This window comes from Sulfurospirillum multivorans DSM 12446, from assembly GCF_000568815.1.
Taxonomy (GTDB): domain Bacteria; phylum Campylobacterota; class Campylobacteria; order Campylobacterales; family Sulfurospirillaceae; genus Sulfurospirillum; species Sulfurospirillum multivorans.
The window spans coordinates 1,923,503-1,948,211 of record NZ_CP007201.1; the positions used below are offsets into that span (position 1 = coordinate 1,923,503).

The 24,709-nt window shown below is 41.5% G+C and carries 23 protein-coding genes; 7 read left to right on the forward strand and 16 right to left on the reverse strand.

Going from position 1 to position 24,709, the window contains the following annotated elements:
* Positions 1-175: 175 nt before the first annotated feature.
* The 4 genes from SMUL_RS10060 to SMUL_RS10075 all read right to left on the reverse strand — a co-directional run bounded on the left by SMUL_RS10060 (position 176) and on the right by SMUL_RS10075 (position 4,242).
* The gene (locus tag SMUL_RS10060) at positions 176-2,206 is read right to left on the reverse strand and encodes an ATP-dependent helicase (RefSeq protein WP_025345126.1); all 2,031 of its coding nucleotides are present in this window, start codon (positions 2,204-2,206) and stop codon (positions 176-178) included.
* A gap of 68 nt (positions 2,207-2,274) precedes the next feature.
* A complete protein-coding gene (locus SMUL_RS10065; RefSeq protein ID WP_025345127.1) occupies positions 2,275-2,811 on the reverse strand; it encodes a hypothetical protein in 537 nt (178 codons plus the stop codon).
* Positions 2,808-3,452, reverse strand: a complete 645-nt coding sequence (locus SMUL_RS10070; protein WP_025345128.1) for a CDC27 family protein — start codon at positions 3,450-3,452, stop codon at positions 2,808-2,810. The genes SMUL_RS10065 and SMUL_RS10070 overlap by 4 nt, the downstream gene beginning before the upstream one ends.
* The gene (locus tag SMUL_RS10075) at positions 3,445-4,242 is read right to left on the reverse strand and encodes an ATP-binding protein (RefSeq protein ID WP_025345129.1); all 798 of its coding nucleotides are present in this window, start codon (positions 4,240-4,242) and stop codon (positions 3,445-3,447) included. The genes SMUL_RS10070 and SMUL_RS10075 overlap by 8 nt, the downstream gene beginning before the upstream one ends.
* Positions 4,243-4,365: 123 nt before the next feature.
* Between SMUL_RS10075 and SMUL_RS10080 the strand changes: the two genes are divergently transcribed.
* The gene (locus tag SMUL_RS10080; RefSeq protein WP_025345130.1) at positions 4,366-4,734 is read left to right on the forward strand and encodes a NifB/NifX family molybdenum-iron cluster-binding protein; all 369 of its coding nucleotides are present in this window, start codon (positions 4,366-4,368) and stop codon (positions 4,732-4,734) included.
* Here the strand turns inward: SMUL_RS10080 and SMUL_RS10085 are convergent.
* From SMUL_RS10085 to SMUL_RS10095, 3 genes are read right to left on the reverse strand one after another with little or no spacing between them, the layout of a single operon-like run.
* Positions 4,731-5,234 (reverse strand): hypothetical protein, encoded by a 504-nt coding sequence (locus tag SMUL_RS10085; RefSeq protein WP_025345131.1) that lies wholly within the window; start codon positions 5,232-5,234, stop codon positions 4,731-4,733. The two genes, SMUL_RS10080 and SMUL_RS10085, sit on opposite strands and share 4 nt — an antisense overlap.
* Before the next feature lie 11 nt (positions 5,235-5,245).
* Complete coding sequence (locus tag SMUL_RS10090; protein WP_025345132.1) at positions 5,246-5,758, reverse strand: hypothetical protein; 513 nt, start codon at positions 5,756-5,758, stop codon at positions 5,246-5,248.
* A 32-nt stretch (positions 5,759-5,790) separates the two neighbouring features.
* On the reverse strand, positions 5,791-7,119 hold the full coding sequence (locus SMUL_RS10095) for an ATP-dependent DNA helicase (RefSeq protein WP_025345133.1): 1,329 nt from the start codon (positions 7,117-7,119) through the stop codon (positions 5,791-5,793).
* Positions 7,120-7,179: 60 nt separating this feature from the next.
* Between SMUL_RS10095 and SMUL_RS10100 the strand changes: the two genes are divergently transcribed.
* Together SMUL_RS10100 and SMUL_RS10105 are read left to right on the forward strand one after the other, a co-directional pair.
* Entirely contained in the window at positions 7,180-9,186 is a 2,007-nt protein-coding gene (locus tag SMUL_RS10100; protein WP_025345134.1) for an SH3 domain-containing protein, read from the forward strand.
* Positions 9,187-9,714: a cysteine hydrolase family protein gene (locus tag SMUL_RS10105; protein WP_025345135.1), complete on the forward strand. Its 528-nt coding sequence runs from the start codon at positions 9,187-9,189 to the stop codon at positions 9,712-9,714.
* 20 nt (positions 9,715-9,734) lie between these two features.
* On the opposite strand, the gene SMUL_RS10110 is transcribed toward SMUL_RS10105, so the two are convergent.
* On the reverse strand, positions 9,735-9,923 hold the full coding sequence (locus tag SMUL_RS10110) for a DUF1737 domain-containing protein (protein ID WP_025345136.1): 189 nt from the start codon (positions 9,921-9,923) through the stop codon (positions 9,735-9,737).
* A 36-nt stretch (positions 9,924-9,959) separates the two neighbouring features.
* Positions 9,960-10,961, reverse strand: coding sequence for a virulence protein RhuM/Fic/DOC family protein (rhuM, locus tag SMUL_RS10115; RefSeq protein ID WP_025345137.1), 1,002 nt, complete (start codon positions 10,959-10,961; stop codon positions 9,960-9,962).
* Positions 10,962-11,143: 182 nt separating this feature from the next.
* Here rhuM and tpx point away from each other — a divergent pair, with 182 nt between their 5' ends.
* Together tpx and SMUL_RS10125 are read left to right on the forward strand one after the other, a co-directional pair.
* Positions 11,144-11,704 carry a thiol peroxidase gene (gene tpx / locus SMUL_RS10120; RefSeq protein WP_025345138.1) on the forward strand — a complete coding sequence of 187 codons (561 nt, stop codon included), beginning with the start codon at positions 11,144-11,146 and terminating at the stop codon, positions 11,702-11,704.
* A complete protein-coding gene (locus SMUL_RS10125; RefSeq protein WP_223809689.1) occupies positions 11,649-12,887 on the forward strand; it encodes an NnrS family protein in 1,239 nt (412 codons plus the stop codon). Before tpx ends, SMUL_RS10125 begins: the two co-directional genes overlap by 56 nt.
* Positions 12,888-12,934: 47 nt before the next feature.
* Here the strand turns inward: SMUL_RS10125 and SMUL_RS10130 are convergent, their stop codons facing one another.
* From SMUL_RS10130 to SMUL_RS10160, 7 genes are all read right to left on the reverse strand, one after another.
* A complete protein-coding gene (locus SMUL_RS10130; protein ID WP_025345140.1) occupies positions 12,935-13,141 on the reverse strand; it encodes a heavy-metal-associated domain-containing protein in 207 nt (68 codons plus the stop codon).
* Between the two features lie 22 nt (positions 13,142-13,163).
* Positions 13,164-15,323: a heavy metal translocating P-type ATPase gene (locus tag SMUL_RS10135; RefSeq protein ID WP_025345141.1), complete on the reverse strand. Its 2,160-nt coding sequence runs from the start codon at positions 15,321-15,323 to the stop codon at positions 13,164-13,166.
* A gap of 93 nt (positions 15,324-15,416) precedes the next feature.
* On the reverse strand, positions 15,417-17,789 hold the full coding sequence (locus tag SMUL_RS16695; RefSeq protein WP_025345142.1) for an HD domain-containing phosphohydrolase: 2,373 nt from the start codon (positions 17,787-17,789) through the stop codon (positions 15,417-15,419).
* Between the two features lie 97 nt (positions 17,790-17,886).
* Positions 17,887-19,194, reverse strand: a complete 1,308-nt coding sequence (locus SMUL_RS10145; RefSeq protein ID WP_025345143.1) for a DNA recombination protein RmuC — start codon at positions 19,192-19,194, stop codon at positions 17,887-17,889.
* Positions 19,195-19,228: 34 nt separating this feature from the next.
* Positions 19,229-19,513, reverse strand: coding sequence for a hypothetical protein (locus SMUL_RS10150; protein ID WP_025345144.1), 285 nt, complete (start codon positions 19,511-19,513; stop codon positions 19,229-19,231).
* Positions 19,513-20,430 carry a 16S rRNA (cytosine(1402)-N(4))-methyltransferase RsmH gene (gene rsmH, locus SMUL_RS10155; protein WP_025345145.1) on the reverse strand — a complete coding sequence of 306 codons (918 nt, stop codon included), beginning with the start codon at positions 20,428-20,430 and terminating at the stop codon, positions 19,513-19,515. Before rsmH ends, SMUL_RS10150 begins: the two co-directional genes overlap by 1 nt.
* Positions 20,431-20,457: 27 nt before the next feature.
* Positions 20,458-21,762 (reverse strand): adenosylmethionine--8-amino-7-oxononanoate transaminase, encoded by a 1,305-nt coding sequence (locus tag SMUL_RS10160; protein ID WP_025345146.1) that lies wholly within the window; start codon positions 21,760-21,762, stop codon positions 20,458-20,460.
* Positions 21,763-21,866: 104 nt separating this feature from the next.
* Between SMUL_RS10160 and SMUL_RS10165 the strand changes: the two genes are divergently transcribed.
* On the forward strand, positions 21,867-23,327 hold the full coding sequence (locus SMUL_RS10165) for a peptidylprolyl isomerase (protein ID WP_025345147.1): 1,461 nt from the start codon (positions 21,867-21,869) through the stop codon (positions 23,325-23,327).
* Positions 23,328-24,704, forward strand: coding sequence for a cell division protein FtsA (ftsA, locus tag SMUL_RS10170; RefSeq protein ID WP_025345148.1), 1,377 nt, complete (start codon positions 23,328-23,330; stop codon positions 24,702-24,704).
* Positions 24,705-24,709: the final 5 nt, after the last annotated feature.

Consider the following 24,709-nt stretch of genomic DNA (forward strand, 5'->3'; position numbering starts at 1 on the left):
GACTTTAAAATTTATAGGCTTTTTCATAACCTATGAAAAGATAAAGAGTTCGCTAAGAGTGCGTTAATTTTTAAAACTAAAAATATCGCCATAGCTTTGGCTATGACTCAATTTTGAGTTTTAAAAAGTGATGTGCTATAAGTGATACTCTTTTTTCAATAGGTTATGAAAAAGCCTATTGTACCATTCCCGCTTCAACTAAAAAAGGTGAATGGGTGTAGCTGATCTTTTTGATCTTGTCATATTTGGCGTAGGAGAGGATCAGCATATCTTTCGCACGTGTGGTTGCCACGTAAAAAAGGCGTCGCTCTTCTTCTAAGCTTCCACCTTTTTGCATGAGTTTACGGTTTGGAAAGCGCCCATCCATGAGGTCGATGACATAAACTTCTTTAAACTCAAGCCCTTTGCTCGCATGAATGCTCAGCAGGTTTACACCCTCGCCTTCGCTCATTTCATTGCTTCCAAGCGTTAAAGCATTCAAGAAGCGTTCACTTGAAGCATACGAACTTGCCAAGTCTTTCAGTAAGTGACCTTTTCGAAAAATACGCGCACGTGCTTCTGTTTTTAATTTTTCATCGACAGTACCATCTTTTTTAATGGTACGCTTCACCGCTAAAATTTCAGCAATAGCACTAAAAACTTCCGAACTTAAAACATGATTGATAAGGCTTTGGGGCGTTTTAATGCGCGTAGCATGCTTCATAAACTTGTAAAATTGATGGAGAAATTTTGCACCATCGATGGACAATTTTGGGTGTTTTAAAATAGGACTAGAGAGAAAAAGTTCTTCAAACCCTAAACTGTAAAAACGGCTCACACTTCCAAGATCAATAATGTCATCAAAAAGCCCTAGTTGATGATTTTTAGCACGCTTTTTGAAAATATCTTCAACATCCGCTCGTGGATGAAAAAATCCTTGGTAAATGTTGCCATCACCCAGTTTAAAAAGCCCATCGAACAGCTCTTTGGAGAGTGAGCTACCCACACCTCTGGCGTATTCAAAACTATGAATAAACGCCATCATATCTTTGGGATTCACCACCACACCCACCAAATCGAGCATCGCTTTAACTTCGGCCGAGTCAAAAAAGCTAATGCCACCTTTTCGCTTACAGGCAATGCCCTGTTCACGAAGGGTGGCTTCAATGCCATCAGCGGTGGAGTTATTGCGAAAAATAACGGCAATATCTGAGGGCTCATGCGTAGAGTGTTTAATGAGTGTCGATATGGACTGATACTGCGAAAAAAGCTCATCGTAAATCAGCAACTTTGGTGCTTCAAATGCCCCATCGCGTGTTACTTCAAGCCTTTTTTCATACAACCGTGGATTTTTTTCAATGACACGGTTGGCTAAAGAGAGAATTTTATGCGATGAGCGGTAATTTTTATTGAGCGTAAAGACACTGGCATTGGGATAACGTGTTGCAAATGAACCGATGATGTCGATATTGGCACCATTAAACGCGTAGATACTCTGGTCGTAATCTCCCACGCAAAACAGCGACTTGGAGCGAAACGCATCAATGAGTGAGCCTTGAAGGGTATTGGTATCTTGGTACTCATCGATCAAAACTTCATCAAAGATCAACACATCAGTGGTCTTGAGTGTGTCACGCATCAAAATCAAAAGATCGTTAAAATCCACATACCCAAATTCGCGTTTGAGCGCTTGAAACTCTTCAAAAATATCTTCGTAAATATCAAAAAAGAGCCCATGTTCGCTGTCATTGGACTCTAGCCACTCGGAAAAACTCTGCGTTACAGTACTGTTTTGGTAGAGTGAGAAAATATCGTAAAGATACGCCGCACCATAGGCTTTTGCTGTGGAATCAATGTGATCAAATCGGCGTCTATCGTGGATGCTTTTAAGTAAAATTTTGAGATCTTTAGGCTGTTTTAAAACAATATTTCGACCCAGTTTTTTTAAAAGGCGGTAACTGACTGCATGAAAGGTACCTGATTCAATTTGGGAGGTGATATTTTTACCAAAGAAAACACCCACGCGCTCCAACATTTCTGCCGCCGCTTTGTTAGTAAAGGTCAGTAGTAAAATACGCGAAGGCAGAATACCTTGGTTTAAAAGATGGGCAATTCTCGCCACAATGGTCGAGGTTTTCCCCGTTCCAGCACTAGCGATGATAAGGTTATGTCCTGAGGGTGCAGTTGCTGCACTTCTTTGCTCAGTATTGAGTCGGCTAAGAGGCATTGGGTTCCTAGAGTAAAAAAATTAGAGGTGGGATTTTAGTCCAAAACACCCTAAAACAAAGTAAAGCCTCACAGATACCAGTGACGTTTAACCAACTTTCCATCTTTATTTTCATCGACATAGACTTTTTTAGGGTCATCATCCGAGAGCCAGAGCAGATAATTCATCTCAGGAGTGCTAATCTCAATGCGTTTTTCAACGATTTCATAGTTGCCTTTGGAGAGTTGCTCAAAGACGCGGGAAAGGACATGATCAGTACGAGGAAGTTTGAGCTCTTTAAGATTGATATTGTCGTGCATAAATTGATAAATCAGCTTTTTTTGAAGCACCAATGTTGCAAAATAAGAGCCACTTTCGCGGTACTCTTTGGTACTGATAAGATTTTTGGCAACATTGCCTAAAGGGTTGATCGAATCAACTTTAGCGCACGCATCGCCGATAGCCGTTAATATTTGCTCATTTTTATCATTTCGAATCAGAAAAACGGCACCATCGTTGCACACTTTTTCAAAATTTTTCGCCTCATAATCTTTCAAAAGATCGTTGTAAGAATAGGCGTACAGATAACTGCAAAAAAGACCCAATAATGCTAAAACAACTCTCATTCTTGTCCTTTATAAAAATTTAGTAGTTCGTGTGCTTCTTTAGAATTAATATAGCTTAAAAAAAGTTCCAAAGACCTTATAGCCTCTGCTCTATCTCCTAGGTAAAACTTTGCTTTGGCGTAGAGTATCCACGGTTTTTCAGAGCTTGAATTATATTTGCTTGCCTCTTTTGCCCACATGATTACTTCTGCATACGCTTTGCGCTCAAAGTAAAAATGTGCCAGTGCATAGGCGTTGTCAAACGTTGGAACGGTATTATGCGCTTTGAGCAACTGGTGTTCTTCACGTAAAGAGCGTGTGGCTTCTTCGGTCTCAACAACAGGTAGTTTTACCTCTTCTTTGTAAACATGCGGTGCTAAAAAGAGTGTTTCATCAAGTGACACTTCAGGTGTTATTGTTTCTAAAAGCGTCGTATTGCTCTCATTGCGATCACTAAGGCTTGGAATAACGATCATCGCCTTAGGCTCCTCCTTAGGTGGCACGGGCACAACAACGGGCACAATTTTGCTATGGTGTATCCAATAATATCCGCCAAATCCCCCTAAAAAAAGGAACGCTATTGTAAAAACAATACGTAAAATCCGTATCTTTTTAAGCCTCGCACACCGTTTTTCAAGCTCTTCAAAACGTACACTAGTCATGGATCAGTCCAATATCAAGTGCTGCCATCGTTAAAAGGCAACTGTTCAGTTTACGATACTTCGACAACCCCTTTTTCTGCGCATAATCGAGCAGTTTCATGAGCGTATACAAAAACTTTTTTATCATTCTAAAGTTGCCTTTGGCATATCGGGCAATCACACGTGCTTCATTTTTAGTAAACATCAGTGCGATTTCACCGTGCGTATGCCCCATAAACAGGGTGTGAATGTAACGTAATATCTCATTTTCTTCCAAATTTCCATACTCAATGACCAGTTTTGTACGGGTTTTAAACTGCTTTTTTGCAAGCAAAGCCCGCCCCTCATCTTTATGCATGGCAAGGACAAATTGAAAGAGTTTGGTGTCACTCAGGATACGCAGGAATTCAAACTGTTCATCATTGAGAAGTTGCGCTTCATCGATGAAGATCGTACAAAATGTGCCCACGTACGCTTCAAAAAGTTCATCCAAAAACTCACCTTGACTTTTGTTTTTATCAAAAGGCATTTCTCTGGCTTCATAGAGCTCTTTAAAAAGATCGCGTGGGTCAAAAAAAGGGTGTTCTATCAAAATACTCGCACCATTTCGCATCGCAGAGTAGTGCATGACACGCATGATGTGGCTCTTGCCAACACCGGGATCACCCATGATGAAAATAAGCGGAATAAGCGGATCGCCGATGGAAATGCTTAGTTTATTGCGAGCAATTTCGGCACTCATGCTATCAAAATAAAACGAAGGATCAACCGTATCTTTAAAAAACTCTTTTGCGGCTTCAAAATCTCTCATTTTTACTCTTTTAATCATACTTTTTTTTAACTTTTTGATTTTAGCATATTCTGTGACGTTTGCTTGTGACTTATTTAATCTTGCTTTAGATAAAATTATAAAATATTATTAAAAGGATAAGATATGACTATAATATTTCCAACCATGAAAGAAGATGGACTAGGAGCAAAACGTGGTGCACACTTTGGTAAAGCGACTTTTTATACTGCAGTTGATGTGATTGATGGTATTGTTCAAGAAGTGAGTGTCCATAAAAACCCTGGACATGTCACAGGAGGCTGTGCCAATGCTGTCTCCAATATTCAAGCGCTAGGTGCAAATACACTGGTTGTATCAGGAATTGGAGCAGATCCACTCAAAAAGTTTTTACATGTAGGGATTGATGTCTATTTTGATGACAAAAATGATACCGTAGAAGATGCGTTACGCGACTTTATAGCAGGCAAAACAGCCAAGATCAATCCTGATCATAGCTGTGAACATCATCATTAAAAATTAACCGCATTCTCTTCTGGAATCAAAGAACGTTTTGGAAGAGGAGGTGCTAGGTTGAGCTGTTGAGATTGTTGTTGTTGTTTTGGAGCGTTATTTTGTTGTTGCTGTTGTTGAAAAACGCCCTCTTTTTTAATAGCATCAACGATTTCTTTTGTTGATGGATTGGTTTTGACAGTGAGCTCTTTAATGTACACGGCATCAATCACTAAACCGTGTGTTTTTTTAGCATACGCAATCAAGGTTGCTTTGAAAAGCTCTTTACCGCGTGAGGTTACAAGATCTTCGGCAAAATAACTGCCAATGACAATGTTGAGCGCATCCACGACTTTATACTCATACAGTTTAACCTCTTTGCCCTCAAAAATGAGAGCAACCATCGCTTCAACAGGCTTTTTGTCGGACTTTGCAAAGACATTGGTTTTGAAATTCTCCAGCACCAACGTCTCCGCAAAAAGGCTTACATGTAACAGTAAAAATACGATGAAAATGCGTCTCATAGGAGCCTTTGTTATACGGATGTGTCGAGTACACTCCCGCCAAGTTCAGCAATACGTGCGTCGACTTTTTCAAGTGCTTTTTGCATCGTAGTATAACTAATTTCAGGTAATTTTTCACCCCACATCTGCTCCGCTTCCGCAAAACCTCTTAACATTCCCTCGCGACCGGCTTGGAGTTTTTCAAGGTCATCCCCTGCACCATTGACGACAAAATCAGCGATACGCTCACTGGTTTGGGTAATGCCAAAAAAGCCATCTTCTGAGACGAGTGCCGATGCCTCATCTTGCGTTAAATTAGCGATAGGTTTCCCCGTATAGCCAATATCTGCTAGACTAAACGTATTGGCTTGCTCACCAAACGTGGTGCTTGATTGTGCCATCATCTGTTTTTGATACTGCACCAAATACGCATTAACGATCTCTTTACCGCTCAGCTTATTTTCCTGCGCATCGTTTAAACTGATCGTGGATTTCGTGCTGTACGTCGCACTCGAAGTACTGTCATATTTTACATTAACTTCCATAGGTTGCCCCCTTGTGGTTTACATGTAAATCGTCAAAAGTCGCCAAAAAGTGAATCGCTTTTAACTTCTTCTATTTTTAAGATGTCCGATTTTTGGTAAAACTCCCCTACTTTGGGTGAGACTTGCACGCAGCGCGTCAAATGTTCATAAAAACGCTGATAATGGTAGTCAAGCAAAAGCTGTTTAGGGTAACGCGCACGGGAAATCGCCACATAAAACTGGCTTTTTTCAAAAATATTGTTAATGTTGCAGACCAAAGAGTCGATGCTCATCCCTTGTGACTTATGAATCGTGATGGCATACGCCAGTTTGAGGGGAAATTGCTCAATGGAAACGAGTGGTTTTTCTTTGACTTCGCCTTCCATAACGACATTTTCATGCAACGTGTACTCTTGGCGTTCCACTTTCACGAGCTCGCCCGCTTTTTCCACGATGACCTCATTTTCATCAATCGCTTTGATGATACCTCGCTCACCATTGTAGTATTTGCCCCATTTGTTAGTGCAAAAAAGCACCTTTGCACCCACTTTTAAGGTCAAGTCCACAGGAATGGGAAGAGCGTTTTTCCACCCTTCGATTTTGTTTACATGTAAAGACTGCTCGTGTACTTTTTCTTTGGCTTTAAGGACAATCGGCTCACTCTCAATCTGTGCTAATTTTTGGATGTTGAGCATCTCGGCTTCTTTATTTCTGCCAAACAAAACCGTTGGGTCATCATCCCACACACCTACATTCATACGCAGGGCTTCAAGGTATTCGAGTGTCTCATTATCAAGGATTCCTCGACGTATCTTGCCAAGATGTGCAAAGAAAAGATCATCGTGCGTCCGCTTGGTGATGGTAAGCTCCACCACCACAGGCTTAAAGGCATTCCATGAACTGCTCTCAAACGCATACTCAAAACCGCCCAACAGACTATTTTCCTTGCCTTTTGAAACAGGAGGAAGCTGGAAAAAATCGCCTACAAAAAGCACACTTCCTTCAAACCCCGCATTGCGCAACCGATAATAAATCATATCAAGCAGATCGGCTGAAACCATGCTAATCTCATCAATCACCAAAAGATCGCACCGTGTCAGCACTTTTTTGATCTCAACGAGCCTCGCTTTGGAGTAACGATCATGGCGACTTAATTCATCGAGGTGATTGCAAATGCCAAAGGCAAAAAAGCTGTGCAAGGTTTGACCGCCGACATTGACTGCACTGACCCCTGTACTGCCTAAAACGACGATTTGCTTGCCGACTTTTCGCAGCTCCGTAACAACTTCACCAACCAGGTAGCTCTTGCCAACGCCCGCACCACCCGTGAGCAGAACATTGTCCTTTTTTAAGATGTCGATGAGTTTTTGTGCTAAGTTCAAAGAGGCTTCCTAAGTTGTTTTTGGTATTATAGCACTTAGAAAAATGAAGGGGTTTAAACGATGTCAATACGAAATATTTTTCTTTTTACAGGGTGCCTTTTTATACTTACAGGTTGCGCCCAAAAAGAGCTGACACCCCAAACAGCCATTGCAGAGAAAACCGCTTCAAAAGAGATGCTGCTTTACCCTCAAAATGTGAACTTTTTAGCGCAAAACATTACGCCTCAGAGCGTTGCACAAGACGATTTTACCTACCGTTACTATTCACCATGGTTTCGAACCCATGTTAGCTCGAAAAAAGACGATGCGCTCTGGGCAAACAGGTCGTATGGACTGAAAAATCGTTATTACGGTGAAAACTTACAACTCATTGATGGTGATGAGATCGATGCCATCATCAACGCTACAAACATAGAATCTTATGCAAGCATCAATGCCCATGCAATTATGATTCAAAATGCGCAAATGCGCAACCTCCCCACCGACAAGCCTTTTTTCAAGAAAACAACCTTGCCAGGTGAAGGGTATCCATTTGATTACTTGCAAACATCGCGCATTCATGTGGCTGAGCCTATTATCATCTCGCATTACAGTAAAGATGGTGCTTGGGCGTTTATAGAAAGCTCTTTTGCCTCGGGATGGCTTCCTGTAGAGAGCTTTGTGCTTGTCGATGCCAAAGCGCGTACAGAGTTTCTGAGTACTGTAAAAATCGCCATCACGAAAGACAATGTGCCCCTTTACAATGGAAAACAACGCTTCATTACGTATGCCAAAGTGGGAGCCATCTTGCCTATCAGCAGTGAAGATGATGACTTTTTTTATGCTTACATGTACACACGAGACGCCGCATTTAACGCGCAAAAGCTAGAACTGCGCATCCCCAAAAGTTTTGCGCAAACCGTGCCTCTAAGCTTTAACAAAGAGAATCTCAGCCAAATCGGCGACGCGCTTTTAGGTGAAAAATACGGATGGGGCGGCTTTCTTGCCAATCGCGACTGTTCAGCCATGACGCGCGATTTTCTCTCGCCTTTTGGCATCTGGATTCCTAGAAATTCAGCCGCACAAAAGAGTTTTGGAGAGTATGTTTCACTGAAAGATTTAACACCCAAGGAGAAAGAAGCAATGATTCTCAAAAATGGCATAGCCTTTTTAAGCCTGATCTACCTCAAAGGTCACATTATGCTTTATGCAGGCGAATTTGAAGGTAAAGCCCTTGTAATGCAAAACATTTGGGGAGTAAGAACCATGGAAGATGGGAAAGAGGGGCGCAATGTCATCGGTAAAGCCATCGTTTCTGACCTTTATGTGGGTGCAAATCAAGAGAATGTACCTGAAAAAGGACTGCTGATTAACCGCGTTGAAGGCATCATGATCAAACCTGCCAATTCTAAAAGCAACAACCTAGTTTCCAAATACCCAAGTGTGAAAACCATCAAAGACAATACCGTCTTTTTTATGGATGGAAGCTCACTGCCTTATGATGATAAAAAAGTCAAAACGTTTGACCAGAAGCTTGAAAATACCGACATTGAAGATATGTTCACTCAAAAATACCCCGCCTTTGCACCGATTAGCGACCCCACTCTTAATGATGACCCCGGTCGTTTTCGCAATGATGCCTTTTTGAAAAAACTCTACGGCTCTAGTAAAAGCGAGATCGAAAAAAACCTCACGACGGTAAACTGGCTTCCTAACCACGGCGGAGTAAAACTGAAATTTAACAAAAATGAAAATGCAAGCGCACAACTGCAAAAAGTCTCTGATGAGCTTGATCGTTTGCCTGAAGAGTATATGAAGTACCTCAAAAAAGTCGATGGAACCTACTACTACCGCAAAATTGCCAAAACAGAACGTTTAAGTGCCCATAGCTACGGCATCGCCATCGACCTTGACACTCACTACTCACGCTACTGGCAGTGGGACAAAACGCACAATTTCCACAATGAATTTCCCAAAGAGATCGTCGATATTTTTGAAAAACACGGCTTCATTTGGGGAGGCAGATGGTACCACTACGACACGATGCACTTTGAGTATCGACCTGAGTTATTTGAGAGTATAGACTAAATGGAAGCGCTGCTCATCATCGATATGCAAGTAGGTTCGTTTCAAACCACACGTTTTGAAGCAGAAAAAGTCATCGAAAATATCAATTTGCTCTCAACATTTTTTAGGCAAAAGAATCAACCTGTCATTTTTGTGCAACACGATGGAACAAAAGAAAACTTTTTAGTTTATGGTAGCGATGAATGGCGCATTTTGCCTTCTTTGACTCAAAAAGCAAACGACTACTGCATTGAAAAAAAAGCCAATGACTGTTTTTATAAGACTAAGTTAGCAGCTCTTTTGAAAAAGCTAGGTGTTCAACAACTCTATATCTGCGGTTGTGCCACTGACTTTTGTGTCAATGCAACCGTTCATGGAGCATTGGTCAGAGATTATGCGATTACAGTCATCAATGATGGACACACAACAGCGGATCGTCCAATGTTAAAAGCAAGAGAAATTATCAACTTTCACAATTGGTTATGGGAAAATCTAACACCGACACAAAGCCGTATTGAAGTCAAAAGCACGCAGGAAATAGTCCAATAAGAGCTTTACATGTAAAGCTCTTATTTCGTAAACCCACACGCCTTGATGTCTTTTTCATCTTCTTTCACAATCGCTTGCGCCGCGATCACAGTTTGACCATTAAACGTCACAGCAGGGTTTCCGTGTAGCTTCCAACCATCATTTAAAAACTCCGTAATTCTCGTGCAAAAGGTTGAATCATCGGGTCCTGTGATAAGTTTGTACTGCATATTTTTTCCTTTAAAATTTTTACATGTAAACGTATTTTAGTCTGTTTCGCTTAAAATATTGACGATAAGTTTGACCATCAACTCTTTTTGGCTTGGCTCACTTGACGCCACTAAAAGGGCAAGAGAGACCAAAGCGTTATCGTTGATTTTTGGCTCACTATTTGACTTATAAGCAATGCCATTTTTATGTAAAAAGAGAATGAATAAAAATGAGCCAATACGTTTATTGCCATCGCTAAAGGCATGATCTTTGATAATATAATAGAGCAAATTTGCCGCTTTTTCTTCGATGCTTGGAAGCAAGTCAACCCCACCAAAGGTTTGATAGATATTCAGGAGTGCTCCTTTAAATTCCCCTGCTTTTTCATTGCCGAAAAGCTCTGTAGCATCGCCTTTTGACATCAAATCTTTTTTAATCTCGCTAATAGCATGTTTTGCCTCATCATAATTCAAAACAAACCGTTCTTCACAAGTCCCCTGCAAAGCATCAAGCTTATCAGAGTCGTAGCCTTGAAGGAGCGCCCATGTTTTAGCGTAGTTGTTGATGATGTCAAGCAAGCCTTTGGCTTCGTTACTGCTGAGTTCTTTTGTTTCGATGCTTTTTCGTACAAGCTCCATCGTGGCAGTAAGTTCATTTAGCCCTTGCTTGGAAAGACGTTGTTGGTTGAGGGCGTAGCCTTTGATAAGATACTGTTTTAAAACATTTGTCGCCCATTTTCTAAACTCTGTCGCTCGTTTTGAGTTGACACGATAGCCCAAAGAGATAATCATATCGAGATTATAAAATTCAACCTCTCTTATAACTTCTCTCAAGCCTTCAAATTGAACTGTTGCATTTTTTGCAACAGTTGAAATTTCTTCCAGTTCATTTTCTTTGTAGATGTTCTTAATGTGCCTAGAAATTACCGATTTATCTCTGTCAAAAAGTTCACATAGTTGCTTTTGACTCAGCCAAACCGTCTCATGCTCTAAGCTAACTTCTAAACTCACTTGCCCCAAATCATCAGTGTATAAAACAACATTTTGCGTCTCTTGCATCGTTGCTATCCTCTTTTTTTATATTTTATTATAGCCTTTTAATGAAAAGGCGATCCATTTCATTTCAAAATGAAATAACACTTTACATGTAAAACTTTTTCAAAAACCTAGATGTAGATCAAGGTTTTTTACTTTTAAATGGGATAAAATGACTCTCATATAAAACAATTGAAAGGATAACCATGACATTTACTGCAAAAATAGATAAAACTGCCCTCAAAAGCACACCCGTAAAATTGGAAGGAAACTTCCAAGAAGTGGGCAATAATGCACCCATTGTTACCGTTGTCACGCCAGACTTACAAGAAAAAACCATCGGTGGTGAGGGCAATAAAGCGCAACTCATCATCGTAGTACCTTCACTTGACACACCCGTGTGTGACGCGGAAGCGAGGCGTTTTAACCAAGAGGTTGCGAAGCATGAGAATATCGACACGACCATCGTTTCGATGGACTTACCGTTTGCAAGCGCAAAATTTTGCAATGTGGCGGGTATTGAAAATCTAACCGTTGGCAGTGACTTTAGGCACAAAGCGTTTGCGCGTGCTTATGGTATGCTTATCAGCGATGGCGCACTAGAGGGATTGTGTGCTAGAGCGCTTTTTGTGATTAGCAAAGATGGCAAGATTGTTTACAAACAGGTGGTTCCTGAGATTACGGAAGAGCCCAATTACGACGAAGCGCTAAATGCCGCTATCGATGCAGCTAAGGCAGGGGCTAGTTGTTGTGGTTTTTGTCAGTAGTTTAACCCCACCAGAGCCTCCAAAAACGACGGCTCTTCAAAACCTAGTCGCTCAGCCACACCGCCTCTTTTTCTTTACGGGCGTGGTTCAAGGCGTACTTTTTGTTGCTCTTTTAGGTCTGCATTACGCAGGGCTTTTGAGTTTACATGTAAGCGTGGGGTTGTACCATGCTTATGCGATGACGTTCATCGTCTTTACGCAGTTTTTTGCAGGCTTTTTGTTGACGACATTTCCACGCTATCTCTCGCGCCCATCGGCATCGCCAAAAGGATATCTGCCGATCGCATGGTTGATAAATGGTGGTGGACTCTTGTTTATAGCACTCTCATTTGTCTCGGAGATGGCACTTGTCGCCCCTATGCTTGTTATCGTGGCAGGCTATGTCAAACTCTGCTTGCTTTTGCTTGAGTTTCAAACCAAAAGTACGGTGAGCAACAAAGACGATACCACATGGATGCTCAGAGCGTTTGCACTCGGTCTTGTAGGGCAGCTACTTTTCATTGCAGATCTGTTTATTCCATCTTATGCAATCGCGCTTGGGGTGAGTTTTTACCTCTATTTATTCTTTATCGTGCTTATTGTCTCTCAAAAAATGATGCCTTTTTTCGCTGCCAATACGATCATCGGCTACACAATGAACAAAAGCAAACATTTTTTGCTCTTGGTCTTTGTAGCACTCATCCTCAAAGTGATTTTAGAAGCCTTAAGCATGAACGCGTTTGTGGCAGACAGTGCGCTCTTTGGCATTATCACGTATGAGCTTTTGAAATGGCGCCTACCGTTTCGTAAATCACCTGCCATTTTATGGGTACTTTTTCTCTCCATTTGGTGGGTTCCCGTAGGGTTTGGGCTTTTTGTGGTACAAGATTTTTCAGCATTAGTTGGTCACTCCATTTATCTGGAAAAATCGCCACTGCACGCCTTGGCATTGGGCTATTTTACCACCGTTCTTGTGGGTTTTGGAACCAGAGTGATCTTAGGTCATTCAGGGCGAACGCCTAAAGCAGATGCCTATGCCGTGACACTCTTTGGGCTCATTCAAGCGATGGCACTCATTCGTATCATCGCAGGCATTTTCCCGCAATTTGGGTACTTGCATGCAGTACTTACGGTGGCAGTTTTGTGGATTGTTATCTTTGGATTGTGGTCGAAGCGGTATATTCATATCTTATTTGAGAAGTAACGCAGAATGTGAGCCCAAATACAGGGCTCACCTCTTTACATGTAAACCTAAGATATTACTTCAAAGCCTGCTTCATCAATTGCTTTTTCAAACACACTTACATCAATCGGAGCATCATATTCAATAACTGTTTGACCACTAGCAAGGTCAACATTGACACTCTTCACACCTTTGATTCCCTCTAAAACGCCTTTGACGCTTTTGACGCATCCCCCACAACTCATCCCTTTAACCACCAATGTGATTGTTGCCATTGTTTATCCTTTTACTATAATTTTATTTCATTTTCCAACGTCTTAACAGCAGTGAATTACTCACCACCGAAACCGAACTCATCGCCATTGCTCCCCCTGCGACAATGGGGTTTAACATACCCAAAAATGCCAATGGAATCGCTAGAATATTATACACAAAAGCCAAAAAGAGGTTCTGCTTAATTTTTGACATCGTAGCGCGCGAAAGAGCGATGGCATTGACGACATAAAGTGGATCGTTTGCAATTAAGATCAAATCAGCACTTTCCACGGCAATATCCGAGCCATTGGACATTGCAATCGCCACATCTGCCACCGCAAGTGCGGGAGCGTCATTGATACCATCACCCACCATACAGACAAATTTGCCTTCATTTTTAAGCTTGGTGATCGCATCCGCTTTGCCATTTGGTAAAACGCCTGCAAAAAAGTGCTCAATGCCTAGCTCACGAGCGACTTTTTGAGCACAACGTTCATTATCGCCTGTGAGCATATAGACCTCTATGCCATCGTTTTGAAGCTTTTCAACCGCTATTTTAGCGCTCTCACGAATCGTATCGGCCAGCGCGATATAACCGATAATCTGCTCTTTTGTAGAGAGCGCTACAATACTGTTACCCTCTTCCAAAAACGTTTGCGCAACCGTTGAGGGTTGTAATGACGTGAACTGAGTAATAAACGCAGGCGAGCCTGCAAAGTAAACCACACCATCAATCTCGCCTGAAACGCCCAAACCTGAATAGTTCTGAAATGCTTGAACACTCTTTGATGCGCTTTGCGTTGAAGAGGCGATAATCGCTTTGGCTAATGGGTGTTTTGAGCCCTCTTCCAAGCTCGCAGCAAGGGCTAAGAATTGCTCTTTTGAAAGTGAATTTTCGATTAAAACATCGACCACCTGAGGGTTTGCATAAGTCAATGTTCCCGTTTTATCAAACACAACGGCGTTGATTTTGCCCACATTTTCAAGCACTTCGGCATTTTTAATGAGAATCCCCTCACTCGCACCCCTTCCAACACCAACCATAATCGCCGTTGGTGTCGCAAGTCCAAGCGCGCAGGGGCACGCAATGACCAGAACCGAGACCGCATTGATGATCGCCTCTTCAAAATCGCCCCCGATAAACCACCACGCACCCAAGGTAATCACCGCGATGCTCACCACAATCGGCACAAAAATACCTGCAATCGTATCGGCAAGGCGTTGAATCGGTGCTTTAGAACCTTGCGCCTCTTCGATGAGGCGGACGATCGAAGCTAAAAAGGTATCGGAGCCCACTTTGGTCGCTTGGCATTTGAGCATCCCATCACCATTTTTGGTCGCTCCCACAATCGTATCGCCCACGGATTTGAGCACAGGCAGGCTCTCCCCCGTCATCATTGACTCATCGACCATGCTGTTGCCCTCAACGACAATGCCATCGGTGGGAATGCTCTCGCCAGCTTTGACCACAAAAATATCATTTACATGTAAAGCTTCGATGCTGATCTCTTCGAGCTTTCCATCACGTTCCACAAACGCTTTTTTGGGCTGTAAATGGAGCAGTTTAGAGATAGCAAACCCTGTTTTGGCTTTCGCCCTTACCTCTAAAAGTTTGCCTAAAAGTACCAACGTTATGACCGAAACAGAGGCTTCAAAGTAAAGGTGCAATGGCACGTAAAAAAGTACAACACTGAGGCTTAAAAAGTACGCGGCACTTGTACCCAAAACGACCAGAACGTCCATATTGGCACTGCCGCTTTTAAGGCTTTTATACGCACCCACATAAAACTTTCGTCCGCAGTAAAACTGTACAATCGTCGCAAGGGTTAATTGAAGCATCGGAGGAAGATGCAGATGCACATTAAAAAGCATCGCCACCATTTCGACTAAAAACGGCAGGGTCAGCAGTGCTGAGAGGCTAAATTCTCTCAAAAGTTTTTGATAATCTTGCTCTTTATCCAGACTTTTTTGATCTTGATCGACTTTAGAAGATTCGGTAGCACCAAAACCTGTTTTTTCAATACTTTGGATGATTTCGGGAAGATTGATATTTGGGTTAGATGAGGCAACAAATGCTTTTTCCGTCGCTAAGTTGACATTGGCGGTGATACCTTCAAGCTTGCCCAGCACACGCTCGATGCGCGCGGAACATGCCGCACATGTCATGCCTTTGATGTCAAGCTCAAAATGTTTTTCAGACATTTTTTGTCTCCTATCTTTTTGTGACATTCTAACGCTTCGTTACTTGCGTCAAGATGAAACAAACAAAGTAGGAAAATCTTTACATGTAAAGAGTTATGACGAGAGGTATTGCGTTATATCGACATCATCGATCTGTTCAGGAGTCAGATACTTTTGCGCATACTGCAGATAAACGCCACTACGTAAAAAAAGATCAAAAAGGTCGCCATCGATGTGCTCATCTTTTTTGAGCATGCTTAAGATTTTGATCGCCTCAGAGATCGTTTTTGCTTTTTTATACGGTCGATCACTAGCAGTTAAGGCTTCAAAAATATCGGCAATAGCGATAATGCGAGCAGGTAGGGAGATCTGCTCTTTGGTAAGCTTCCTTGGATACCCAGTACCTTTCATCGTCTCATGGTGCGCACAGGCATACTCAGGAACATGTTTGAGATTGTCCATAAAGGGAAGTTCGCAGAGCATACGAATACTCATAATGATATGCTCATTGATCTTATAACGCTCCTCGTCATTCAAGGTTCCTCTGGCGATGCTAAGATTGTAAAATTCGCCTAAATTGTTGTAATACTGTGGTATCTCCATCTTAATGCCAAGACGTGCAAAGACCTTTGCATCGACCTCTTGCGCTCTACTAATGAGATGTTCTGGTTTATCTTGCAGAAGCGTTTCAACACACGGAAGGGGTTTAAAAGGAATGTCAAGCAACCGTTTTTTCTCCGCTTCGCTCATACCCAAACGATCATCAAAATGACGTGTCCACGTGATGGAAGCAATCTCTTTAAGGCGTTCTATTTTTTGGGCATCCATAAACTCACCACCGATGTTACACTCGGCTAAAAAGGCAAAATCATCGAACAATTTCGCTTCCGCCGCTGAGCGTTTTTGCATTAAGAGCTCTTGAGTGTCTTTGCCTTCCAAAAGTGCCTCTAAATAAGCAATCTGCGCATCTCTAAGCAACACTTCAAAACGGGTACGAATCTCATGAATACGGTTGTGAATGCTCTCCAGTTTCGTTGCTTTATCGACCACATATTCAGGCGTCGTTACTTTGCCACAGTCGTGAAGAAGTGCGGCTATACGAAACTCCCTCCACGCATTTTCATCGGTAAAATTGAACTTCTTAAAAATTCCTTCATGGCTGTTATTTGCCTCCTGCGCCAACATCGTGGCCAGTTCAGGTACACGCTCGCAATGCCCACCCGTATAAGGCGATTTATCATCGATGGCACTAGCGATCAGTTTAATAAACGACTCCATCAGGTTCTCTTGTGCTTTTTCATGTGATTTGATCGCACGTGCCATCAGTACCATTGAATGGCTGAGTGCGTAAAACTCTTTGATGCGCGTTCGAACATGATGCACCGCGTCGTACTGTTTGAGCGCCACACTGTCGCTCATCGTCTTGAGTAAATCAACAGGTGCAATGATAATGCGTCTTAAAAAAAGCCATGTCACTATAATGATCAAAAGCATGATAAACAGTGAAATCACAATGGTTTGAATCATAATCGCATCGATCTCTTGGGTCACTTTTTTCTCTTCCAAATAGGTACCAATGTACCACTGTTTTCCAAAATCAGAGGGAAATTCTGAAAAGGCGAACAGGTAGTTTTCATTCGCTTCATTGTGAACTCGACCACGCTTTGTTCCATTTAAAAATTGCTCATACGATGCTTGTATCTCTTTGGGAAGTTGATCCACAGTGATATTGGACTCTTTCGTTGGTAAGGAGCTTGCGATCACATCGCCATGAGGATTGACAATGACAATAGGTCCATCGATAACGAGACTTTGTTCTTGAAGCAATTTGGTGATCGAAGCAATGGTAAAATCAATTCCAGCTACTTTCACTTTTTCACTCATTTTGTTCATAAAAGGGTATGAAACGGTTATGCCAATCTCATTGGTTGAAGCAAACGCATAAGGTTCTGACCAGTAAAAATGCTCATGAGAAGTTGCTTTGTTAAACCACGTACGTTCACGCGGATCGTACGATAAGGGTCTATTTTCAATGCGTATGGTTTCAAATTCGGTATTTTTATACGCCCATTCATCCATACCTAGGTTGTTACGTGTATCGATGGTTCGCATGGCAAATTCGGGTGTGCGTCTGGCTTGAAAGAAGTTACCGTGTTGATCGGCAATGTAAATGCTCGCAATTTTCTCATCGGAGAGAAGTATCTCCCACATCATGCGCGTAAAAATTTCTCTTGAAGCAAAAAGGTCATCGTTTTGTTGGCTATGAATCAACACTTTAAGATGCGCAGATGTCTTTTGCAAAGAGACTTTGATGGTTTCAATGATATTTTTACGCACCTCTGCGTTGCGCTTTTGAATCATACTGTAAGAATTTTTGGAACTTTGCAGGTAATTATGACCAATCAACGAGATCGAAAGAAAGCTCGCAAGCCCTAAAATAAGGGTGATAATGCTAAACGTGAACGTATAACGTTTTGTCTTTTTCATAGTGATGCTCCTTACAACAAGAAAGGCAGGCGGATAAATACTATGGTTCTAAGAAATTGTAACACGATTTAGAGCAATCGACACTACTTTTATAAACCTAGTCTTCTCTTTTTTCCGCAAGAAGCGCAACTTCTTCAATGTCCGTACTAAAATCTTGATACTCAAGTTTGGCGTCTTTAAGATTTTTGGTCGCTTTAGCCCCTAAACGCTTCAAATTCTCCACACGACCTAAGATGTTGCCTGAGCCTTCACTGAGCTGTTTTTGAGCGCTTTCATAGCTGTTATTGAGCGTTTGAAGCTGAGTGCCGACTTTTTTGAAACTTTCCGAAAAACCTACCATTTTGTCGTACATCTTGCCTGCTTCATCAAACAGCTTCGTCGCAAGCGTACTGGACTGCTCACTTTGCCAGTAAAGATAAATCGTGCGCAGTGAAACGGTTAAAGTCGAAGGATTTACAATGGCAATATGTTTGCGAAGCGCGTATTCATACAGTTTTGGATCTTCGTTAATCGCCACTGAAAAGGCTCCTTCAATCGGCACAAACATAAAAACATACTGCAACGTTCCTTGTTTATAATGCGCATAATCTTTACTATCAAGCGTATCAATATGCTCACGAAAAGCCTGCATAAGCGCTTTGGAAGCAATGTGCTTATCCTTATCACTCTCCGCTCTTATAAACTCATCGTAACTGTTGAGTGAAACTTTAGAATCGATGATGATGGTACGATCTTGTGGAAGCTTGATGACAACATCGGGACGTTTCGTTCTTCCTTCTTCATCTTTGTAACTCTCTTGCGTTTCGTAGTGAACGCCTTTAACCAGCCCCGAATACTCCAAAACGCTCTCCAAAATCATTTCACCCCAACTGCCTTGGCTCTGTTTCTTGCCTTTGAGCGCTTTGGTGAGATTTTCAGCCTCTTTGGAGATATTCATGCCAGCCCTTGCGACCAGTTCGATCTCTTTGGAGAGTTCTGCAAATTTTTTCGTGCTGTTCTCTTGGGAATTTTCAACGCTTTTTTTGAAATGTTCTAAATTTTCTTTAAAAGGTTTAAGGAGTGTTTCAAGCGATTTGATTGAGGTATCGTCCAGTTTTTGAAGCTTTTTTTCTAAATGCTGCTCCATAATGGCATTGAGTTTAAGTTCAAGTTTTTTACCCTGCTCTTCAAAATCGAGTTTAAGCTTTTGATGGCTCTGTTGTTGCGCTTGAAGTTCGGCTTGGAGGGTCGCACTTCGCATATTGAGGGCTAGATTTTCCATGCTTAATTGCTCATTTTTAACTTTCATCTCAGCGAGCGTGTATGCTTTGTCTTTTAATACCGCTCTAATCCACAATCCAAACACAACCATCGCAACGATAAAAGTGATAAAAACAGCTAGCAATAGCATCATCTCTTGGGGCATAACAACTCCTCATATAAGCTTACATGTAAAACGATTATTCGATGTAAATGGTGTCTAAAATTTGATTTTTGAAGCGAATATTTTCCAAATTTTGTTTCAAAACGCGGTTCTCTTCTTTGAGAATCGAATACTCGCCGTAGAGTTTATTGATGTCACGGCTCATGTAATAGATCTGATTTTTGATGTAAATACGTGGCAAAATGACTAAAAAAGCGACCATCATCACCATATAAACGAGCAGTAAAAAACGAAAGTCAAGATTTCTCTCAACTTTTTGCTCGGCATCGTACTGGTCTAAAAGATCGTTTTTATCGTCCATTACGCCCTCTTGATCTCAAAAACACGAAGTTTGGCACTACGGCTTCGTGGATTTTTTTTCACTTCCGCGTTCGTTGCTTCAATCGGTTTTTTGCCGATAAGTTTGCCCAAAGCATGGTTGTTACCACACAGACACCGCATCACAGCAGGTGGGCAAATACAATTTTGTGACCAGAATTTAAAGGTCTGCTTCACAATGCGATCTTCCAAGGAGTGAAACGAGATGATGCCCACAATGCAGTGCTCAAAATTCGCATTTTTAATGCTCTCTAAAAGCTCTGTAAGCACACCTAGTTCGTTATTGACTTCGATGCGAATGGCTTGAAAAAGAAGCGTTGAAGGATGAATTGTCTTTTTTCCACCCACTTTCTCGGCTAATTTAGAAAGCTCTTTGGCACTGTTTAAAGGGGCTTTTGCTCTGGCTTCACAGATCACATTCGCCAGCTTTTTATACTCATGAATCTCGCCATACTCACGTAAAATAAACTCTAACTCCTCTTGGGAGTAGTGATTGACCACGTCATAAGCGCTCAGCTCTTGCTTTGGATTCATGCGCATATCAAGCACATCCGAATCAAACGCAAATCCACGCTCTTTTTTATCGAGTTGTAAGGAGGAAACCCCAATATCTGCAAGAATGCCACGAATTGGCAGATGCGCATACTTGGCGACCACTGAAGCGAAATTACCATGATGCAAACTCACACGATCGCCAAAGCGCTCAAGTCTTTTTCGGCTAAACGTGAGTGCTTCTTCATCTTGGTCACACCCAATGAGCTTGATGGTGGGATTTTGCTCCAAAAGAGCCTCACTGTGTCCACCGTATCCGAGCGTACAATCCACAATAATTCCCTCATGAAGAGCAGAAAAAGCCGCTTTAACCTCTTCTAAAAGTACGGGAATATGGGGAATGTTCACAGTGTATCCTTCTTCAAAATGACTCTATTATAGACTCTTTAGGCTTACAATCGCCTCATACGCCACATCCATCATCGTCTCAATCTCTTTACATGTAATGATAAAAGGAGGCATAAAATAGACAACATTGCCCAGTGGTCGCAAAATCACGCCCTTTTTCATGGCGTACTCAAAGATTTTAAGATTCACCCGAAAATCAATCGGATACACATCCAATTCTACAGCTGCAATCATCCCTGTTTGACGGACTTTCTGCACATTTGGGAGTGATTTAAAACGCTCTAACTTCGAAGCGATCAACGCAATTTTTTCGTGATTTTTCTCTAAAATATGCTCCTTTTCAAAGATGTCTAGTGTTGCATTGGCGGCACTGCACGCCAAAGGATTGCCCGTATAGCTATGTGAGTGCAAAAACGCCTTAAATTCGGAGTAATCATAATAAAAAGCATCGTACACATCTTGGGTTGTTAGTACTACCGAAAGAGGCAGATAACCGCCTGTTAGTCCTTTAGAAAGTGTCATAAAATCAGGACTAACATGGGCATATTCACACGCAAACATTTTACCCGTTCTACCAAAGCCAACAGCGATTTCATCGGCAATTAAATGAATCCCATACCGATCACACAGTTTGCGTGCCAGTGAGATATAAAGAGGATGGTACATGTTCATGCCACCCGAACATTGAACCAAGGGTTCGATGATAAACGCTGAAATTTGATCGGCTTTTTCTTTAAAAATTTGCTCTAGCGCATCAGCAGCTTTGATGGCACTCTCTTCGCTTTGATCTTTAGGTACAGGCGTTTGAATTGTTTGCAAGAGTATATCTTCAAACACTTCTTTGTACAGTTTGACGTCCCCAACGGCCAAAGCACCGATCGTTTCGCCATGATAGCTGTTCTCTAAGGAGACAAATAACGGTCGTTTTTGCCCTCTGTTTTTATGATACTGAAAGCTCATCTTAAGGGCAACTTCAATGGCACTAGAGCCGTTATCGGCATAAAAGCACTTCTCCAGCCCTTTTGGAGCCAATGCACAAAGCCTTTTTGAGAGCTTAATGATCGGTTCATGCGTAAATCCCGCAAAAATAACATGCTCCAACGTCTCTAATTGCTCTTTAATTTTTTGATTGATATACGGATTGCAATGCCCCAAAAGGTTAACCCACCACGAACTAACACCATCGATATAACGGTTATCTTCAAAATCGACTAAATAGACTCCTTCGCCTCTTTGAATGGGAATAATCGGAAGTGTCTCATGGTCTTTCATCTGCGTGCAGGGGTGCCATATATGCTTTAGGTCATCTTCAATTAACATTTTCGTGTTCATTGTTACTTTTTACCTTTTTTGTTAGGAGTTTCACGCGATTTATGGTTATTTAATAACTATATAGATAGAATTATAGCAAAATACAAAGTTCTCAAAGGGCATGAATGATTACCTGGATGCAACGTCACAAGAAATATTTGGTCATCACTATCTGGATTAGCACAATAGCGTTTGTAGGCGCTGGTTTTGTGGGATGGGGTGCTTATGATATGAACACAGATCGTGCCGCATCTGTCGCAAAAGTAGGTCATCGAACCATCTCTGTCCAAGAATTCCAATCCGCTTATGCAAGCCACTATAACTTTTACAACAACCTTCTCAGTGGTAAACTTACCCAAGAACAAGCTGATCAAATGGGTCTTGATAAAATTGTGATGAACACGCTGGTAAATCAAGCACTTCTTCTCAACTACGCTGATGAAATAGGTCTTGTTGCAACTAAAGACGATGTCAAAGAGCGCCTTATTAACACACCAACCTTTCAAACAGATGGCGTGTTTAACAAAGAACTCTATTATTCTATTCTTAAAGCCAATCGCATCAATCCAAGCGACTATGAAAATGGACTTGAAAAAGAGATTTTGAATGCAAAACTCGAAAACTTTTTTAAACTAACACCCACACCTAAAGAGATTGATCTTTTTGCATCTGCTTTCTTTATGGAAGATCGCCTTTCCGTTGCCGCTGTGACACTTGATGCCAACGAAGTGACACTCAATGAAGATGCCATTAAAGCCTACTGGGACAAGAACAAATCCAATTACCTTACGAAAAAAAGCTATACACTTGAACTGCTTAATCTTCCTGCTTCTCAAGTCAAATTTGATGATAAAACGTTAGAGGAGTTTTTCGCACTCGAGAAACACAACTACATTCATCCTGATGGGAAGCTGATGAGTTTTGAAGAGGCAAAAACAAAAGTTGCTGTTGACTTAAGACTTAAAAACGATAAAAAGAGTTCTTTAGAAGCCTATCTTGCTTTCAAAAAAGGTGAACTACCTGCAAGTGAGACTAAAACAATTTTTGATGATGACACCATCTACCCACTTGAAAAGATTCAAGTAGCAGCCAAAGATGAAGTGTTAAAACCTGTTGTAATTAAGGACAGTTACGTTATTATCAAAGTGAAAACGATTCAATTTCCTGAGCCTATGTCCTATGAAATGGCGAAGAAAGATGCCAGTCGTGATCTTTTAGAAGAGCTTAAAAGTGCAGCATTAGATAAGAAAGCTGTCACCAAACTTGAAAACTTCACAGGAAGTGACATTGGCTTCGTTAGTCGTGATTCTGTAAAATCAATTGCGGGGCTTAGTGAAGCAAAAAGTGCTGAATTTTTAAGTCACGTTTTTGATAACACAACCAAAAAAGGTTATAAAATTATCGACGGAAAAGCCATTGTATACGAGGTTCTGGAACAAAAGTTGCTTAACAAGGACAAGGCTAAGCAGTATGTTAGTATGATTAGTGAAAATGTTTTACAAGTGAAACAAGCTGAATTAAACCAAAATCTTATTAAAAAGCTCGCTACTGCATACAAAGTCGAGCAATACTACAAAGGAAAATAGTTGAGCACTACGATTTTAGGTATCGACATTGGTTCAACCAAGATTTGCGCTATTATCGCTCAAAAAAACGATGATGGCGATGTCAAAATCTTAGGGGCAGGTATTGCAAAGTCTCAAGGTCTTAAAAAAGGTATTATTACCAATATTGACCTTGCATCAAAGTCGATTCGTAATGCACTCAATGATGCAAAAAGAGTCGCAGGAACGCAGTACGAAAAAGTCATCGTTTCGATCTCTGGCGCGTACACAAAAAGTGTTGATAGCAGTGGCATTGTCAACATTCCTAACCGTGATATTGGCATCAAAGAGATCAATCGCGCGATGCAAATGGCAGATCACAATGCCAACATTCCGAACGAATATGAAAAACTTCACGTACTTCCTTACAATTTCAAAGTAGACGATCAAGAGTTTATTGAAGATCCTCTTGGCATGAATGGTGCGCGCCTTGAGGTGCAAGTCCATATTATTACCGCTCAAAAATCATCCCTGAGTAACCTTAGAAAAGCCGTTAAATCAGCAGGTGTTGAGATTGACAACATCGTTCTTGGCTGTTATGCCTCAGCAATTGCTGTTTTAAATCACGATGAGAGAGAACTCGGCGTTGCGGTGATAGATATGGGTGGCGCTACATGTAACGTGATGATCCATGCAGGTAATTCCATGCGTTTTAATGACTATTTAGGTGTAGGATCACTCAATATCACGAATGATCTCTCAACCGCTCTTCATACGCCACTAGGTGCAGCAGAAGAGATCAAAATTAATTATGGCTCACTCAAAAGCAATTCCAATGAACTGATCGAACTCCCTGTTATTGGGGATGACGGTTCAACCCACGAAGTCTCTCTCAATATTGTCTCTAATGTTATTTATGTGAGGGTTGAAGAGACGCTTATGATCTTAGCCAAAACACTTGAAGACAGTAGTTTTAAAGAACAAATTGGTGCAGGTGTCGTGTTAACAGGTGGAATGACAAAGCTCGATGGCATTAGAGAATTGGCATCTGCCATTTTCGACAATGTGCCCATCAGAATTGCCAAACCAAGAGAGATGGATGGACTTTTTGAGACACTCAGAGATCCAAGCTATGCAACAGCCATTGGTCTTGTTTTATACGGCGGAGGTCACTTCACACCATATGAGATCGATTCTAACAAAAAATTACGCTACAAAGATGAGACGATAGAACCAACCAAACACCACCACCAAGAGACATTTGATGATGGTGAAGAGGCTGAGGAAAATGAAATTGGAACACTTCCTGCTTCAGAGAGTAATGCAAAAGAAAAATTAAAAGATCTTGCAAATATCCAGGAAGAACATAGCGAGGGTTTTGGCTCAAAACTATGGAACAGACTGACACAATTATTTTAAAGAGG